Source organism: Methylobacterium sp. 2A (assembly GCF_009806555.1).
Taxonomy (GTDB): Bacteria; Pseudomonadota; Alphaproteobacteria; order Rhizobiales; family Beijerinckiaceae; genus Methylobacterium.
Genome location: NZ_VUOK01000058.1, coordinates 249924 through 266339 on the forward strand (window position 1 = coordinate 249924; position 16416 = coordinate 266339).

Below are 16416 nucleotides of genomic sequence, written 5' to 3' on the forward strand. Positions count from 1 at the left end.
TCGTGATCGGGCCCCGGGGCCTGAATTATTTTATACAATTTCAAGCCTTGGGCCCGCCGTCAAGGGTCCAGCCGAGGCCCGAGCCGGACAGGGAGCGAGACGATGAAGAACCAGACCATGGCGGGTTCGATCGGGTCCGAGATCCGGCGGCGCATCCTCGACGGACGCTATCCGGCCGGGTCGCAACTGCGCCAGGACGGGCTCGCCGCGGAGTTCGGCGCCAGCCGGATCCCCGTCCGGGAGGCGTTGTTCCAACTCGAAGCCGAGGGCCTGGTGCGGATCCACCCGCATCGGGGCGCGATGGTGGCGCCGCTCTCGCCCGCCGACGCGGCCGAGGCTCTGGAACTCCGGGCGGCCCTCGAGCCGCGCCTCCTGGCGCTGTCCGCGCCGCTGCTCACCGAGCCGGATTTCCATCGCGCGCACGGGATCTTGGAGGATTATGCGGCGGCCCTGCGCGACGGGGACACGGCGCGCTGGGGGACACTCAACACGGAGCTGCACCTCCTCCTGTACGGCCGGGCGAATCGCCCCCGTGCCCTCGGCCTCGTCGGCTCCCTGCTAGCGGAATGCGACCGCTACACCCGCCTGCAGCTCTCGACGGATCCGGCCGAGCTGGAGCGGGCCGACCGCGAGCACCGGGAGATGGTCCGGCTCTGCCGGAACGGTCACGTCTCGGCGGCCTGCGCCCTCCTGGTCGACCATATCAACCATGTGGCCACCGCGCTGATGGCCTTTCTCGGCGAACCCGCCGACGCGACCCAGACCCCGGCCCCGTCGCACGTGATTGTATAAAATACTTGCCCGAATCGTCCGGCGCTGCCATGAGAGGTCCGCTGTCCGGCGCGCCCCCGCCGCGGCCCCGATCCCTCTTCCGACCGGACGAACCGCCGATGGCCTCCGACCGACAGATCTTCTCCGGCACGATCCCGGCCCTCATGACGCCCTGCCGACCGGACCGGACGCCGGATTTCGAGGCGCTCGCGCGCAAGGGGAAGGAACTCGTCGCGGCGGGGATGTCGGCGGTGGTCTATTGCGGCTCGATGGGCGACTGGCCGCTGCTCACCGACGAGGAACGGATGGCGGGCGTCGAGCGGCTGCTGGCGGAAGGCGTCCCGGTGATCGTCGGGACCGGCGCCCAGAACCCGAAGCGGGCCGCGGCGCTCGCCGCCCACGCCAAGGCGGCCGGCGCCCACGGCCTAATGATCATCCCGCGGGTGCTGTCGCGGGGCAGTTCCACCGCGGCGCAGGAGGCCAATTTCGCCGGCATCCTGGAGGCGGCGGTGGACCTGCCCTCGGTGATCTACAACAGCCCGTATTACGGCTTCGAGACCCGGGCGGAGCTGTTCTTCAGCCTGCGCGCCCGCTATCCGCATCTCGTCGGCTTCAAGGAATTCGGCGGCGCGGCCTCGCTCACCTACGCGGCCGAGCACATCACCGGCCAGTCGCCCGACATCACCCTGATGGTCGGCGTCGATACGCAGGTGCTGCACGGTTACGTGAATTGCGGCGCCCGGGGCGCCATCACGGGCATCGGCAACGTCCTGCCGCAGGAGGTGCTGCGCCTCGTGGCATTGTGCGAGAAGGCGGCCACGGGCGATGCCCTGGCCCGGCGCCGGGCGACGGAACTCGACGCGGCCCTCGCGATCCTGTCGAGCTTCGACGAGGGGCCCGACCTCGTCCTCTACTACAAGCATCTGATGGTGCTGGAGGGGAACCCGGAATACGCGCTGCACTTCAACGCCTCCGACGCGCTGAGCGCCGGACAGCGCCACTACGCGGAGACGCAGCTGCGGATCTTCAAGGCGTGGTACGCGCAGTGGTCGGAGGCCCGCGCGCAGGACACGGGCCGGGCCTGACCGGTCGATCCGGCAGCCTGCCCCGGTCGACAGGAGCGGGGGCTGCGACACGGGCCGGCGCCACGCGCCTTTGCGTGGAACGGCCCGTCGGCGTTATGGCGGGGGCGCGACCGTCCTCAGCCCGCGAACCCCGTCCATGAAGATCACCCAGGCCTTCACCTTCGAGGCAGCCCACCGGCTGCCGAACGTGCCCGAGACCCACCGCTGCCATCGGATGCACGGCCATTCCTACCGGGTCGAGCTGACGGTGGCCGGGCCGGTGGATCCGCATACCGGCTGGGTGATCGACTTCTACGACATCGAAAAGATCTTCGGGCCCCTGCTCGCCCGGCTCGACCACCATTGCCTCAACGAGATCGAGGGGCTGGAGAACCCGACCGCCGAGAACATCGCGGCCTGGATCTGGCATCGCCTCCGGCCGGACCTGCCGGGGCTCGCCCGCGTGCGGGTGGCCGAGACCCCGATGTCCTGGGCGGAATACGATGGCGACTGAGACTGCCGGCGACCGGTCGGCCCTGGTTCTGTTCTCCGGTGGACAGGATTCGGCGACCTGCCTCGCCTGGGCGCTCGACCGGTTCGGCCATGTCGAGACGCTGGGCTTCGATTACGGCCAGCGCCACCGGGTCGAGCTCGACCGCCGCGCCGCGCTGCGGGCCGGCACGACGCGCATCAACCCGGCCTGGGCGGCCCGCCTCGGCGAGGACCACACGGTCGCGCTCGACGCACTGGGAAAGATCTCCGAGACGGCGCTCACCCGGGAGGCGGCGATCGGCTACGAGGCCTCGGGCCTGCCCAACACCTTCGTGCCGGGGCGCAACATCGTGTTCCTGACCTTCGCGGCGGCGCTCGCCTACCGGCGCGGGATCCGCCACGTGGTCGGCGGCATGTGCGAGACCGATTATTCCGGCTATCCCGATTGCCGCGACGACACCATCAAGGCGCTGCAGGTGGCGCTGAATCTCGGCATGGAGCGCCGCTTCGTGCTGCACACGCCCCTGATGTGGCTCGACAAGGCCCAGACCTGGGGGCTGGCCGAGGCCCTGGGCGGCCGGGCGCTGGTCGATCTGATCGTCGAGGAGAGCCACACCTGCTACCTCGGCGAGCGCGGGCAGCGCCATCCCTGGGGCTACGGCTGCGGCACCTGCCCCGCCTGCCGCCTGCGGGCGGAGGGGTTCGCGCGGTTCAGCGCGGCCTGAGCCCCTCGACCAAGACCGTCAGCGTTCCCTGGAAGGCAGCGGGGCTCGCGAACAGGCGCTCCATCAGCAATGCCCCCTCCAGGGTGGCGATGACGTAGCGGGCGAGCCCGGCCGGATCGGCGTCCGCGCGCACGCTGCCATCCGCCTGACCGACCCGCAGGATTGTCTCCAGCCACGCGAGGTGATCCGCGAAGAAGGCCGCGATGTCCCGGCGCAGACGCTCGGGCAGGGCCTCCCCCTCGATGGCCAGCGCCGCACAGAGGCAGCCGAGCCCCTGCTCGACCCCGCCGAGATAGAGCCGGCCATAGGCCTCGATCCGCCCGGGCCCGTCCGCCACATCCGTCCGGATCGTCTCCAGGGCGGCGGCGTAGCGGGCCGCGTAAGCTGCCACCAGGGCGGCACCGAGATCGACCTTGCTGGGAAAATGGTGGTGGATGCTCGCCTTACGGATCCCCACCGCCGCCGCGAGATCGGCGTAGCTGAACCCGGCATAGCCCCGCCCCCGGACCAGGGTCTCGGCCTGGATCAGCAGTTCGGCGCGGGTGTCCCTCATCGCAGCCTCATCCGGGTCGCGGCTCACGCGAACGTGCGGCCGGCGCCCATGCCCCGTCCAATCTGCCACTTGACGAGCCGGAAATCTACCTACCTAATGGTAGACAAGAAAAATCAGGAGGATTCGGCATGACGGCCCCCGCCGTCCAACCGAGGGCATTTTCGCGGCGCAGCGCCCTGTTCGGCGGCCTCTGCCTGTGCTGCATGCCGAACCTCGGCCGCGCCGCCGAATCCTTCGCGATGGAGGAGGTCGGACCCGGCATCTTCATCCGCAAGGGCCTGATCGCCGACGCCACTGCCGAGAATGCCGACGCCATCGCCAATATCGGCTTCATCATCGGCAAGAACGGCGTGCTTGTGACGGAATCGGGCGGCAGCCTCGCGGACGGTGCGTGGCTGCGCGCCGAGATCCTCAAGCGCACGCAGAAGCCCATCACCCATGTGGTCCTGAGCCACGTCCATCCGGACCATGCCTTCGGTGCCGGCGCCTTCGTCGAGGACAAGCCGGTCTTCATCGGCCACGCCAAGCTCACCGAGGCGCTCGCCGCCCGGGGCGAATTCTACCGCAAGCGTCTGATCGACCTGCTCGGCGAGGAGCGGACCGGACCGGTGGTCTACCCGACCATGACGGTCGCCGACACGGCCGAGGTCGATCTCGGCGACCGCCGTCTGACCTTCACGGCGCACGGGCCGGCCCACACCACCTCGGACCTGTCGATGATCGAGTCCGGCAGCGGCCTGCTGTTCCCCGCGGACCTGCTGTTCGTGAACCGGATCCCGTCCCTCGACGGCAGCCTGAAAGGCTGGCTCAAGGAGGCCGAACGCCTGAAGTCCATGGGACCCCACCGCGCCGTGCCGGGCCACGGGTCGGTGGCGGTGGACCTCGCCCCGGCGCTCGCCGATCTGATCGGCTACCTGACCGCGCTGCGCGACGGCACCCGCGCGGCGATCGCCAAGGACGTCCCGATCGAGAAGGCGGTCGACAGCGTCGCCCGGGACCAGCGGGACAAATGGGTCCTGTTCGACACCTATAACGGCCGCAACGTCACCGTGGCCTATCAGGAACTCGAATGGGAATAGGTTTTGAAGTCCCCATATCCGAGACAATCGGGAGGTACGCCATGATGCTCAGGATCGGACAGACACTCTCCAGCCTCGCCCTCGGCCTCGCTCTGGCGACGACGGCGCTCCCCCCCGCGGCCTGGGCCGCGGGCGCCTCCGATACCGACCAGGAGCGGGCCGCCCGCTGGCAGGAGATCGCCAAGTCGATCTTCGGCGACCGGCAGATCGCCCCGACCGACAGCCTCGTGAAGATCGACGCGCCGGCCCGGGCGCTCGACGCCGCCCTGGTGCCGATCACCCTGACCATGCCCAATGACGGGCAGATCAAGGCGGTCTCGCTGATCATCGACGACAACCCGGCGCCCTATGCGGCCAAGTTCGAGTTCGGCCCGGCGGCGGATCCGACCGAGCTGAAGCTGCGCGTGCGGGTCAACAACTACACCGACATGCACGCTGTGGTGGAGACGCAGGACGGCAAGCTCTACGAGGCCAAGCAGTTCGTGAAGGCCTCCGGCGGCTGCTCGGCCCCGATGGGCATGAGCGACGAGGAGGCCATGAAGGGCATGGGCGACATGCGCATGAAGTTCGCCGAGACGGGGGCCGGCAAGCCCGTGGAGGCGACGCTGATGGTGCGTCACCCGAACTTCTCCGGCATGCAGATGAACCAAGTGACCCGCGACTTCACGCCGGCGCGCTACATCGACAAGCTCACCGTCTCGGCGGGCGACCAGACGGTCTTCACCCTGACGGGCGACATCTCGATCTCGTCCAATCCGGTGATCAATTTCGCGTTCAAGCCGGACGGCAAGCCGATCCAGGTGGCAGCCTCCGACAACCAGGGCGGCCATTGGCAGCACAGCTTCACCCCGCCGAGCCCGACGAACTGAGCGATGGGTCAGGGACGCATGACTCAGGCCCGCATGTTCGTGCGGATCGCGGCGGTGCTGGCGGCCCTGGGCTGCCTCGCCGCCGCCCCGGCCGACTCCCCGGTCAACGTCCCGGAGCCGGAGGGGCTCTACGCGGGGCCGCCGCACGGCTACACGCCGTCGACCCTCAAGGGCGCGACGGTGATCGACGCCAACGCCCTCGCCAGCCTGATGGCGGGGCCGGACAAGCCGGTGCTGATCGACGTGGCGGCCCCGGACCGCAAGCCGTCGAACTTTCCGGCGGGCCGGCTCTGGCTGCCGGTCCATCCCTCGATCCCCGGGGCGGTCTGGATGCCGGAGGCCGGGGCCGAGCCCCTGGCGCCGGAGCGCGAGGCCCTGTTCTACGATCGCGTCGCCGCGCTGACCGGAGGCGACAAGGCCAGGCCCGTGGTGGTGTTCTGCCACGTCGAGTGCTGGGGCAGCTGGAACGCCGCCAAGCGGCTGGTGCGCAAGGGTTATACCGGCATCCGGTGGTTTCCCGAGGGCGTCGAGGGCTGGCAAGACAAGCATGAGACCGCGAACTTGCGCGTCGATCCGGCCTGGAAGGCTGCATCCGAGCCACAGGCGGGGCGCTGACCCGGCGCGTTGTGGGGTGTAAGAGAAGTGCGATGAGGCAGGGCGCGCGCCTCTCCCTCCCCCCTTTGCGGGGGAGGGTGGCCCCTGCGTCAGCAGGGGTCGGGAGAGGGGAGCGACGGTGCAGGAAGGATCGCTTTCCTGCATAAAGGCCGCGCTCTTTCCGGAAGCCGGGTTCCCCTCTCCCGACCCGCTTCGCGGGCCACCCTCCCCCGCAGAGGGGGGAGGGAGAGAAACGGCGCCGATAGAAAGGGATCGGAACCATGTCGCAGGTCGTGCAGTCGCGCCGGCTCCGGGCGATCGATATCGGCAAGCGCAAGGCCGAGGGGCGCAAGATCATCGCGCTCACGGCCTATCACGCCCACACGGCCGGCATCGTCGATCCCTATTGCGACTTCATCCTCGTGGGCGATTCCCTCGGCATGGTGATGCACGGGATGGAATCGACCATCCCGGTGACACTGGAGATGATGATCCTCCAGGCGCAGGCGGTGATCCGCGGCACGCAGAAGGCCCTCGTCGTGGTCGACATGCCGTTCGGCTCCTACGAGGCGAGCCGGGAACAGGCCTTCCTCAACGCGTCCCGGGTGCTGAAGGAGACGGGCGCGGGCGCGATCAAGATGGAGGGTGGGGCGCATTTCGCCGAGACGGTGGCGTTCCTGGTCCAGCGCGGCGTGCCGGTGATGGGCCATATCGGACTGACCCCCCAGGCGGTGAACACGATGGGCGGCTTCAAGGTTCAGGGCCGCGCCCCCGACGACGAGCGCCGCCTCTTGGACGACGCCCGCGCGATCTCCGAGGCCGGGGCCTTCGCGATTGTGCTGGAGGGCATCGTCGAGCCGGTGGCCCGGGCGATCGCGACCTCGCCGCGGGTGACGGCAGCCACGATCGGCATCGGCGCCTCCGCGGTCTGCGACGGGCAGATCCTGGTGCTGGAGGACATGCTCGGCCTGTCCGAGCGCACGCCGAAATTCGTGCGCCAGTTCGGGAGCCTGCGCGGCCATATCGAGGATGCCGTGAAGGCCTACGCGGAGGAGGTTCGGGCCGGGCGGTTCCCGGCGGCGGATCATACCTACGGATAGGCCCACCCTCAGCCCCGCGGCAGCAGCCGGGCCGGGTTGCCGACGACGGTCGCCCCCGCCGGGGCACGTCGCGGGTGACGACCGCGCCCGCGCCGATGATGGCGTCGTCGCCCACCGTGACGCCAGGCAGGATCAGCGCGCCGCCGCCGATCCAGACATTTGCCCCCACGGTGATCGGCCGGCCGGATTCGACGCCCGCCCGGCGCAGCTCCGGATCGCGCGGGTGGTCGGCGGTCAGGAACTGCACCCCGGGGCCAACCTGGGTGAAAGCGCCGATCGACATGGGGGCGACGTCGCGGATCACGCAGTTGAAGTTGAGGAACACCCCGTCGCCGACCGCGATGTGCGGGCCGTAATCGCAGAGGAACAGCGGTCGGATCACCGCGCCCGCGCCGACATGGCCGAGGAGCTCGCGCCGGAGAACGCGCCGCTCGTCGGGGAGGCGGCGGCCAGGGTGGCGTTGTAGCGGATCATCCAGGCGCGGGCGCGCTACGCATCGGCGGCGAGTTCCGGGTCGCCCGGCCGATAAGGCTCGCCGGACAGCATGTTTTGCTTCTCGATCTTGGCAGTCATGCGGGTTCTCCTGCGATGCCGGGTGGAGGGGTGCCGATCCGTGCCCACGCCGCGCCCATAACGGTGGCGTAAAGAGTTACCATTATCGATGACACGGAAATTCCGTATCATCTCGCGCGATGACGGCCGACCGGTTCGATCCCGCCAAGAATGCGATCAATCGTGCGAAGCACAACCTGTCCCAGGCGTTCGGCGACCGGATCTTCGAGGACGACCATCATCCGCTCATCCCCTCCATCCGGGAGATCGACGGAGAGGAACGGTTCAAGGTGGTCGGGTTGGTGGAAGAAAAACTGTTCACCGGCGTGTTCGTCTGGCGGGCGGACCAGCCACGTTTCATCGCGGTGAGAAGGAGCAACACGGGTGAAGAGCGAGCCTATCGCGCTGCCGGCTGACCCGGCCGATGCCGAGGATTTCGACGTGACGGCCGAGGCACTGGACCGCAGCCAGCGCGCCCGCCTGATCCGCAGGACGCGGACCGGGCTCGGCCTGTCGCAGTCCGAGTTCGCCAGCCGCTTCCGGGTTCCGATCGGCACGCTGCGCGACTGGGAGCAAGCGCGGACCACGGCCCCGGATTTCGCCATCGCCTACGTGCGGGTGATCGGGCAGCATCCCGATATGGTGGCGAAAGCCGTCGCCTGAAGGGCAAGCGTCGACCGGGCGCAGCCGAGCGCCTCCATCACCCCACCCGCCGCGACGGGAGCCGCAACCCCGGGGCCGGGCGCTCCAGCAACACCTCCCGGCGGAACCGCACCAGCCGCGCCGGCCGCCCGGCGGCGCCGCTGGTGACGCTCTCGGTCTCCTCCACCAGCCCCTGCTGCGCCACGAGACGCCGAAAATTCTGCTTGTGCAGCTGCGTGCCCGAGAGCGCCTCCACGGTGCGCTGAAGCTGGAGCAGGGTGAATTCCGGCGGCATCAGCTCGAACACCACCGGGCGGTACTTGATCTTGCCGCGCAACCGGCCGATCGCGGTCGCCAGAACCCGCCGGTGGTCGAAGGCCATCGGCACCCCGGTCGGGTCGTTCGGCAGCGCCGGGCCGGCATTGCCGCCGGCCTCCGGGATCAGCCCGGCCTCGAACAGCAACTCGTAGCGCTCCAGCACCCGCTCCTCGTTCCAGGTGCCGCCATTCATGCCGAAGGTCAGGCCCAGCCGGTCGAGGCGGCGGGTGCGGATCGCGCAATCCTCGGGCTCGGCCGCCCAGGCGGCAAGCCGCGCCTCGATCGCGTCGAGCTGGCGCGGCCGCCCCTGGCGGAAATCCTCGTAGGGCAGGTAGCGGTACCAGTTCTGCCACGCGGCCTCCGCGAGGCCGGCCGGCCGCTCCTCGCGCACCAGCGCCAGATAGGCCACCGAGAGCGAATGCACCCCGGACTGGCCGGCAGCCCCGGAGCGGTCGCGGTCGCCGAAGGTGTAGAGCTGCTCCACGTAGCCGAGGCGCTGGTGCGTCTGCCGCTCCACCCAGGCGCGCAGGCCGCGCTCCAGGGTGGCGTGCTCGGGGACGAGGGGCCCGGCCGGCAGGCCGTCGCCGCGGCCCGGGACCTGATCGGGCACGCGGATCGTCAGGGCGCGCGGTTCCCCCCTGGTCGCGGCGACGATCACCGCCACGAGGCCTACGGAGGAGCGCTCCGGCAGGGCCTGCGCCCCGCGCGCATCCGTCTGCACCGCGGCACCGTCCATCGCCCCTCGACCACCTCGCCTGCGAATGTCCCTGTCAACCGCTCGTCGTCGCACACGATCCAGCGCGTACCGGCGGATCGCGTCTATAGGGGGACAGGATCGTCGCGCGTCAACGCCGCCGTATGACGGTCGATGATCGCACGGTCGCCGAGGCAGGATCATGGACGCTTGCCAAGGCGGCGGCGGCTGACCAAACAGGGGCCATCCGAATGGCAGGGACCGAGCGACAGCGATGCCAGCCAGCGCCAACGCCGCATCGACCGGGGGTCCGGCGGTCGATCTCCGGCTCTACGGCCTTCTCGATGTCGGCGTGTGCGGCGGCGACGGCGACCGGCTGGCACGGCTCGGCGCCGAGGCTGTCGCAGGGGGCTGCACCCTGCTGCAATACCGCGAGAAGGACATCCCCGATGCCCGCGCCGCCCTGGCGCGGATCCGGGCGATCCGCGAGGCGGTGGGCGGACGGGTGCCGGTCCTCGTCAACGACCGCGTCGACCTCGCCCTCGCGGCCGGGGCGGAGGGCGTGCATCTCGGGCAGAGCGACCTCCACCCGGCCGATGCCCGGCGCCTCCTGGGACCGGGCGCGATCATCGGTCTCACCGTGAAGACCACCGCGCAGGCCGACGAGTTGTACCGGCTGCCGGTGGATTACGCCTGCATCGGCGGCGTGTTCGCCACCACCAGCAAGGACAATCCCGATCCGCCGGTCGGCCTCGAAGGATTTGCCAGCATCGCCTTCCGGGCCCGGCTCGCCCGGGGCGCGGGCCTGCCGCTCGGCGCGATCGCGGGGATCGGCCTGGACAACACCGCCGCCGTGGTCGCCGCCGGGGCGGACGGGGTCGCGGTGATCACCGCCCTGTTCGGCGCGGAGCCGGTGCGCCAGCGCGCCCGCGATCTGCGCGCCCGGATCGACGCGGCCCTGGCCGAGCGGGCGGCGCGATGAGCGGCCCCACCCCGATCGCCGTGACGATCGCGGGCTCCGATTCCGGCGGGGGTGCCGGCATCCAGGCCGACCTGAAGACGTTCTCGGCGCTCGGCGTCTATGGCGCCAGCGTGATCACGGCGCTCACCGCGCAGAACACAAGGGGCGTCCAGGGCATCCACGACGTGCCGGCGGATTTCGTCGCCCGGCAGATGGACAGCGTCTTCTCCGATCTCGCGGTGACGGCGGTGAAGATCGGCATGCTGTCCCGATCCGAGGTGATCGCCGCGGTGGCGGACGGGCTGGCGCGCCATGCCGACAGAATCCCCGTCGTCCTCGACCCCGTGATGGTGGCTACCAGCGGCGACCGCCTGATCGCCGACGACGCCGTGGCGACGCTCCGGGACCGGCTGCTGGCGCGGGCCGACCTGATCACCCCCAACCTGCCGGAGGCGGCGGTGCTGCTCGGCGAGGCCGTGGCCGAGGACGCGGCGACCGCCGCCGCCCAGGCTCGGCGTCTCGTGGCGCTCGGCGCCCGGGCGGTGCTGATCAAGGGTGGCCACGGAACGGGGCGCGAGAGCATCGACCACCTCGTCACGGCGGACGGGACGCTGCGGACCCTGGTGGCGCCGCGGATCGCCACCGCCAACACCCACGGCACCGGCTGCACCCTCTCGTCCGCCATCGCGGCGGGTCTGGCCCGCGGCCTGTCGCTGCCGGCTGCCGTGGCGGAGGCCAAGACCTATCTGACGGCGGCTCTCGGCGCCGCGGATGCGCTTGCGATCGGCTCGGGACATGGGCCGGTCCATCATTTTCACGGCTATTGGGCGTAGATCGGCGCACTGAGGCGATCTCCACCGCCTTGCAACCGGGCGACGATTGCGTTTGAAGAAGCGCACGATCGTTCGGATAACGGAACGGCGCAGGCGGGCCGGTGACGATGCAGGATCAGGCGGAACGGCCAGACCGGGCGCGCGGGCGCGACCTGCTGACGGGGGCGCAGGCGCTCTCCGGGCAGCTCGGCAAGACCATCCAGCGGCTGCGCAAGGCCTACAACCTCTCGCTCTCGGAACTCGCCGAGCAGTCGGGCGTGGCCAAGTCGATCATCAGCCAGATCGAGCGCAACGAGACCAACCCGACGCTCGCCACCATCTGGCGGCTCTCGCAGGCGCTCGACGTGTCGATCGAGCGGGTCCTGGCGGCGGGCGACGAGGAGCCGTTCATCGAGAAGACCTCCCGGGCCGATACGCCGATCCTGGTCTCCGAGGACGGCAAGGTGCGGCTCGCCATCATCGGCTGGCTGAAGACGATCGAATGGCTGCAATGGTACGAGGTCACGGCCGATCCCGGCGGCGTCCTCGATTCGGACCCGCATCAGCGCGGCTCGGTGGAATCGCTGTCGGTCGCCGAGGGGGCGTTCGAGGTCGAGATCGGCGGCATCGTGCAGCGGGCGCGGGCCGGCGAGACCCTGCGCTATCGCTGCGACCGCCCCCACCTCGTGCGCTGCACCGACGGCCCGGCCCGGGCCACCATGGTGGTGATCATGAAGGCCGCCGTGATGGAGTGAGTCAGCCGCACTGACCGATTTGCTGCGGGTCGAACGGCGTGGTGCGATAGATCTCGCTGATCCAGTTCCCGAAGAGCAGATGGGCGTGGCTCCGCCACGCGTTCGCCGGCGGCTTGGTCGGGTCATTCTCGGGGAAGTAGTTCGCCGGCACGCGACCGTGGGCATCGCGCGCATATTCGTCTGCGAGCGTACCGGTGTCGTATTCCAAGTGATTGAACATATAGAGAGATCGGCGGTCCGAATCGCTCAGGAGACACAGGCCGGTCTCCGTGCTGTCGGCGAGGATGGTCAGGTTGCTCCCCACCGGAATGTCCTCCCGGCGCACCTCCGTCCAGCGGGAGACCGGGACGCAGAATGCGTCGGAGAAACCACGCAGATAAGGTGAAGTCGGGGCTCTGTTTCTCTGGCGGAACACACCGAACGCCTTGACGGGCAGTGTTCGTTTCGGAACCCCATAGACGTGATAGAGCGCGGCCTGCGCCGCCCAGCAGATCATCAGGCAGCTATGGACGTGCGTGCGCGTCCAATCGAAGACGCTACACAGCTCGGACCAGTAACGGACCGCCTCGAAAGGCAATTGTTCGACCGGCGCGCCCGTGATGATAAACCCATCGAACCGCTCCTCCCGCACGTCGCTCCACGGACGATAGAAGGCGGACATGTGCTCGGCAGAGGTGTTCCGGGCTACATGATCGGTCATCCGGACGAGGGTCAACGCGATTTGGAGCGGGCTCGCCCCGATGAGGCGGGCGAGCTGTGTCTCCGTGCTGATCTTGTTCGGCATGAGGTTGAGCAGGCCGATCCGCAGGGGGCGGATATCCTGACGGGCGGCGTCGGTCTCGCGCATCACCACGACACCTTCGGCCTCAAGGGCACGGGCGGCAGGAAGATCGTCGGGGATTTTGATCGGCACGGCGCGTCAGCCCTCTGACATGAGCCGACGCGTGTGGCTTGATCCGCTTGGTTGCCGGGTCGGCCACATCCTCCTTGCGGAGCGCCACCTTGCCCGGATCGGCAGGTTGGCGTTGGGCGTCGGCCCAACTCTTGATGCAGCGTCAAAGCTACTGGTGCGGCTTCGACTTTTCAAGCCGAGCTTGGGAAGGCCGGCGTTCGTGCCAGAATGGGGGTAGCCCTAAAGGCTACCAGAAAATCGCTCTGGCCATGCAGTTTTCCTATCGCCGAATCATCTGCAATAAAATTACCGTCGAACTGAGCATGGCAGTCATCAAGACGCGTGGTGCTACGTGGCTGAACAACCGAAAGTCATCGTGCGTCCCGCAACAACAGAGGATCTTGACGCCTTAAGTGTGTTGAACGCCTTTGTTCAGTCCCTGCATGTCAGGCTTGAACCCGAGGTGTTCCGAACCGATGTCGACGCGGTCGAATTGCGCGCTTTCTTCGCGGCGTTGATCGATAAGCCCGATACCGGCCTCCTGATCGCGGAGATTTCCGCCGAACCGGTCGGCTATCTCTGGTTCGATCTGCAGGAGCGGCTCCCAACAGTGCTCACACAGGCCCGCAGGCGCATCTACGTCCAACACATTGCGGTCCGTGAGTCCGCGCGCCGCTCAGGCGTGGCGACGGCGCTGCTGCACGCGGTCGAAGCCAACGCCCGCACCAAGAACGTGACCCAGCTTGTTCTCGACGCGTGGACGCGGAACGAGGAGGCCCTCCGCTTCTTCCAGGGGCGCGGTTTCCGGCCGTTCAACGTCTTGCTCACGAAGGTGTTGGGTTAGGTGCGTCCGGGCGAGCCCGAAAAAAATCACCGCCCGGTATTCACCCACCGGACCACATCGGCCAGCACGGTCATCAGCGCCTGATCGAGGGCGTGGGCGCCGGTGCCGGCGTCGATCTTGGCCACCGGCACCCGGGCGGTGAAGATCCGCGCCGCCGCCACCTTGCCGGTGCCGTCGGCCACGAGCTTCAGCGACAGGTCGACCACCGCCTCGCCCGTCCCCGCCTGGACGTCGAAGGCGCGGATCTCGCTGATCAGCTGGTAATCGGCCACGACCTTGTCGCCGGGCCGGCTCACCGAGCGCAGCCGCCCGGAATTCTCCAGGCTCTGGATGATCCGCGTCTGGATCAGGCGCGGCAACCGGTCGGCCCATTGGGCACCGCCCAGGAAGGAGAGGGCGCCGCCCGGCTCGCGCACGATGATCCGGTCCGCCTCGAACGGCTGGATGCCCACCGGCTCCGACACCACGATCGACCGCGCCGCCGCCACCGGCCGCCCGGCCGGGGGCAGGGCGGCGAGGTCGAAGGTAAGGGGCGCCGCACCGCCGCCGCAGCCGCCCAGAAGGGCGGCGAACAGCGCGGCGGCGGCGATGTGGGACGAGCGGACCATACGCATGACCTGATAAACCCCGCCGACGAACGGCGGAGCTGTATAAGCTATGCGGTTAAAACTACCCCGCCCCGGTATCCGTGCCGTGCGCCGGGACACATCGACCCGGCGGCGGGCGATTTCAGCGGCCGCCGTTGTATTCCGGCAACGATGGCTTGCCGCCGAAGATCACCTGGCTCGGGTCGCGCTCCAGGCTGCGCACCGTGCGGTTGAGGGTGCTGAGCGTCCGCTGGCCGTCCCCCGACAGGGCCTCGACCTCCCGGCGGCCGGTGCCGCTCAGACGGCCGAAATTGGCCGAGATGCTGGCGGTGCGCTTGTCGAGATTCTCCGACATGACCCGGAATGCCTTGCCGGCGTCGCGCACCGAGATCGCCGCCGCGCGGATTTCCGCGAAGGTGCTGGAGCCCTCCTGGCCCGAGGCCGAGCCGAGGAAGCTCTCGGCGCCGTTGAGCACGGCGTCGATCTTGTCGGCCGAGGCGTTGAGCTTGGCTGCGAGCGACCGCGCATCGTGCAGGCCCGCCTCGATGTCGGGGCTGGCCTTCGACAGCGCCTCCGAGATGCGGTCGGCGTTGTCGATCACGCGGCCGAGCTTCGCCCCGTCCACCGCCTTGACCAGGGCCGAGATATTCGGACCGGCATCGGCCAGAGTCTTGGAGAAGGTCTCGACATTGGCGAGCGAGCGGTTGATCGCGCCCTCGTTGGCGGAGACCAGCCGGTCGAGCCGGGCCAGCATGTCGTCGGCCCGCTGCGCCACTTGGCGGGCCAGCGCCATCATGTCCTGCATGTCGGAGGAATCCGCGAAGATCGTCGGCGGCTCGCCGTTGGCCATCGGGGTGAGCACCGGCGCGTCGGCGTTGCCGCCCGACAGCGAGATCACCGAGACGCCGGTCAGCATCGCCGAATCGAGCCGGGCGCGGGTATCGGCCCGGAGCGGGGTCGCGGGATCGACCTTGATCTGGGCGAGCACCCGCCGCGGATCCTGCGGGGCGAGGCGGATATCGGTGACCTCGCCGACCTTGATGCCGTTGAAGTTCACGCTCGACCCGCGCGACAGCCCCCCGACCGAGCCGGAGAAGACGATCCGCACCGTCTGGCTGACCTGCCGGGACGAGCCGCCGGAGAGCCACAGCACGGTGCCGAAGCCCGCCAGGATCACGGCGATGGTGAAGGCCCCGATCAGGGCGTAGTTCGCGCGGGTTTCCATGCGGTCAGCCTGTGTGTCTGCCCGTCGGACGGGATCCGGCTCCCCGACGGGAGCAGGGTGGGATTGGGGTGGGGCGGCGCTCAGGCATGAAGGGCCGTGCCGCCCGTGGCGATGGTGCGGGCGCGCTTGCCGTGGAAGTAGGAGCGCAGCCAGGGATGGTCGCTCGCCAGCATCTCGTCGATCGTGCCGGCCGCGATGATCTGGCCGTCGCCCAAGGCCGCGATGCGGTCGCAGGCGGTGTAGAGGCTGTCGAGGTCGTGGGTGACCATGAAGACGGTCAGCCCCAGCGTCTCCTTGAGGGTCGAGACGAGGTCGTCGAACTCGCCCGCGCCGATCGGGTCGAGGCCCGAGGTCGGCTCGTCGAGGAACAGGATCTCGGGGTCGAGCGCCAGGGAGCGGGCCAAAGCCGCGCGCTTGATCATGCCGCCCGACAGCTCCGAGGGCAGCTTGTCGGCGGCGTCGGGCTTGAGGCCGACCATCTCGATCTTGAGGCGGGCGAATTCGTCGAGCAGGCGCTCGGACAGGTTCAGGTGCTCGCGCATCGGCACCTGGATGTTCTGCTTCACGGTGAGCGCCGAGAACAGGGCGCCCTGCTGGAACAGCACGCCCCAGCGCTGCTCCATGCGCCGCCGCTCGGCGTAGGTGAGCTCATCGACGTCGCGCCCGAACACCTCGATCGTGCCGGCGCGCTTGGGGTTGAGGCCGAGGATCGTCCGGGTCAGCACCGACTTGCCCTGGCCCGAAGGCCCGACGAAGCCCAGGATCTCGCCGGCCCGGATGTCGAGGCTCAGGCCCTTCAGGATGTTGCGGTCGCGGAACCCGACCACGAGGTCGCGCACGCGGATGATCGGGGCAGGGGCGCTCGGCGAGGCGGACATCGGGGGCGG

The 16416-nt window shown here is 69.5% G+C and carries 20 protein-coding genes, 1 pseudogene and 1 riboswitch; of the genes and pseudogenes, 14 read left to right on the plus strand and 7 right to left on the minus strand.

Features of this window, described 5'->3' with window-relative positions; all coding sequences use genetic code 11:
* Positions 1-102 precede the first annotated feature (102 nt).
* From FVE89_RS26130 to queC, 4 genes are all read left to right on the plus strand, one after another.
* Positions 103-792, plus strand: coding sequence for a GntR family transcriptional regulator (locus FVE89_RS26130; protein WP_161393059.1), 690 nt, complete (start codon positions 103-105; stop codon positions 790-792).
* Between the two features lie 98 nt (positions 793-890).
* Positions 891-1856, plus strand: coding sequence for a dihydrodipicolinate synthase family protein (locus tag FVE89_RS26135; RefSeq protein WP_161393060.1), 966 nt, complete (start codon positions 891-893; stop codon positions 1854-1856).
* A gap of 136 nt (positions 1857-1992) precedes the next feature.
* On the plus strand, positions 1993-2349 hold the full coding sequence (queD, locus tag FVE89_RS26140) for a 6-carboxytetrahydropterin synthase QueD (protein ID WP_161393061.1): 357 nt from the start codon (positions 1993-1995) through the stop codon (positions 2347-2349).
* A complete protein-coding gene (queC, locus tag FVE89_RS26145; protein WP_161393062.1) occupies positions 2339-3052 on the plus strand; it encodes a 7-cyano-7-deazaguanine synthase QueC in 714 nt (237 codons plus the stop codon). Before queD ends, queC begins: the two co-directional genes overlap by 11 nt.
* Here queC and FVE89_RS26150 read toward each other — a convergent pair.
* Positions 3039-3605 carry a TetR/AcrR family transcriptional regulator gene (locus tag FVE89_RS26150; RefSeq protein WP_161393063.1) on the minus strand — a complete coding sequence of 189 codons (567 nt, stop codon included), beginning with the start codon at positions 3603-3605 and terminating at the stop codon, positions 3039-3041. The genes queC and FVE89_RS26150 overlap by 14 nt on opposite strands.
* Before the next feature lie 128 nt (positions 3606-3733).
* On the opposite strand from FVE89_RS26150, the gene FVE89_RS26155 reads away from it, so the two are divergent.
* The 4 genes from FVE89_RS26155 (at position 3734) to panB (ending at position 7247) form a co-directional block, all read left to right on the plus strand.
* A complete protein-coding gene (locus tag FVE89_RS26155) occupies positions 3734-4684 on the plus strand; it encodes a quinoprotein relay system zinc metallohydrolase 2 (protein WP_161393064.1) in 951 nt (316 codons plus the stop codon).
* A gap of 41 nt (positions 4685-4725) precedes the next feature.
* The gene (locus FVE89_RS26160; RefSeq protein WP_161393065.1) at positions 4726-5553 is read left to right on the plus strand and encodes a quinoprotein dehydrogenase-associated SoxYZ-like carrier; all 828 of its coding nucleotides are present in this window, start codon (positions 4726-4728) and stop codon (positions 5551-5553) included.
* A gap of 18 nt (positions 5554-5571) precedes the next feature.
* Entirely contained in the window at positions 5572-6168 is a 597-nt protein-coding gene (locus FVE89_RS26165; RefSeq protein ID WP_161393066.1) for a rhodanese-like domain-containing protein, read from the plus strand.
* Between the two features lie 260 nt (positions 6169-6428).
* Entirely contained in the window at positions 6429-7247 is an 819-nt protein-coding gene (panB, locus tag FVE89_RS26170; protein WP_161393067.1) for a 3-methyl-2-oxobutanoate hydroxymethyltransferase, read from the plus strand.
* A gap of 8 nt (positions 7248-7255) precedes the next feature.
* On the opposite strand, the pseudogene FVE89_RS26175 reads toward panB, so the two are convergent.
* A pseudogene (locus FVE89_RS26175) lies at positions 7256-7820 on the minus strand (sugar O-acetyltransferase).
* A 119-nt stretch (positions 7821-7939) separates the two neighbouring features.
* Between FVE89_RS26175 and FVE89_RS26180 the strand changes: the two are divergent.
* Both FVE89_RS26180 and FVE89_RS26185 read left to right on the plus strand, forming a co-directional pair.
* Positions 7940-8215 carry a BrnT family toxin gene (locus FVE89_RS26180; RefSeq protein WP_161393068.1) on the plus strand — a complete coding sequence of 92 codons (276 nt, stop codon included), beginning with the start codon at positions 7940-7942 and terminating at the stop codon, positions 8213-8215.
* Positions 8184-8462: a helix-turn-helix domain-containing protein gene (locus tag FVE89_RS26185; RefSeq protein ID WP_161393069.1), complete on the plus strand. Its 279-nt coding sequence runs from the start codon at positions 8184-8186 to the stop codon at positions 8460-8462. Before FVE89_RS26180 ends, FVE89_RS26185 begins: the two co-directional genes overlap by 32 nt.
* A 37-nt stretch (positions 8463-8499) precedes the next feature.
* Here the strand turns inward: FVE89_RS26185 and FVE89_RS26190 are convergent, their stop codons facing one another.
* Positions 8500-9495, minus strand: coding sequence for a hypothetical protein (locus tag FVE89_RS26190; RefSeq protein ID WP_161393070.1), 996 nt, complete (start codon positions 9493-9495; stop codon positions 8500-8502).
* Between the two features lie 232 nt (positions 9496-9727).
* Here FVE89_RS26190 and thiE point away from each other — a divergent pair, with 232 nt between their 5' ends.
* From thiE to FVE89_RS26205, 3 genes are all read left to right on the plus strand, one after another.
* Positions 9728-10435 (plus strand): thiamine phosphate synthase, encoded by a 708-nt coding sequence (gene thiE / locus FVE89_RS26195; protein WP_161393071.1) that lies wholly within the window; start codon positions 9728-9730, stop codon positions 10433-10435.
* Positions 10432-11247 (plus strand): bifunctional hydroxymethylpyrimidine kinase/phosphomethylpyrimidine kinase, encoded by an 816-nt coding sequence (gene thiD / locus FVE89_RS26200; RefSeq protein WP_161393072.1) that lies wholly within the window; start codon positions 10432-10434, stop codon positions 11245-11247. The genes thiE and thiD overlap by 4 nt, the downstream gene beginning before the upstream one ends.
* Before the next feature lie 107 nt (positions 11248-11354).
* Positions 11355-11981, plus strand: coding sequence for an XRE family transcriptional regulator (locus FVE89_RS26205; protein WP_161393114.1), 627 nt, complete (start codon positions 11355-11357; stop codon positions 11979-11981).
* Position 11982: 1 nt separating this feature from the next.
* On the opposite strand, the gene metA is transcribed toward FVE89_RS26205, so the two are convergent.
* Entirely contained in the window at positions 11983-12894 is a 912-nt protein-coding gene (gene metA, locus FVE89_RS26210) for a homoserine O-succinyltransferase (protein WP_161393073.1), read from the minus strand.
* Between the two features lie 37 nt (positions 12895-12931).
* Positions 12932-13037, minus strand: a riboswitch (SAM-I-IV-variant riboswitch).
* A 188-nt stretch (positions 13038-13225) separates the two neighbouring features.
* On the opposite strand from metA, the gene FVE89_RS26215 reads away from it, so the two are divergent.
* On the plus strand, positions 13226-13717 hold the full coding sequence (locus FVE89_RS26215) for an N-acetyltransferase (protein WP_161393074.1): 492 nt from the start codon (positions 13226-13228) through the stop codon (positions 13715-13717).
* A gap of 26 nt (positions 13718-13743) precedes the next feature.
* On the opposite strand, the gene FVE89_RS26220 is transcribed toward FVE89_RS26215, so the two are convergent.
* The 3 genes from FVE89_RS26220 to FVE89_RS26230 all read right to left on the minus strand — a co-directional run bounded on the left by FVE89_RS26220 (position 13744) and on the right by FVE89_RS26230 (position 16407).
* Entirely contained in the window at positions 13744-14325 is a 582-nt protein-coding gene (locus FVE89_RS26220; RefSeq protein ID WP_161393115.1) for an ABC-type transport auxiliary lipoprotein family protein, read from the minus strand.
* A 121-nt stretch (positions 14326-14446) separates the two neighbouring features.
* Entirely contained in the window at positions 14447-15529 is a 1083-nt protein-coding gene (locus FVE89_RS26225) for an MlaD family protein (RefSeq protein WP_161393075.1), read from the minus strand.
* Between the two features lie 80 nt (positions 15530-15609).
* The gene (locus FVE89_RS26230) at positions 15610-16407 is read right to left on the minus strand and encodes an ABC transporter ATP-binding protein (protein WP_202131069.1); all 798 of its coding nucleotides are present in this window, start codon (positions 16405-16407) and stop codon (positions 15610-15612) included.
* Positions 16408-16416: the final 9 nt, after the last annotated feature.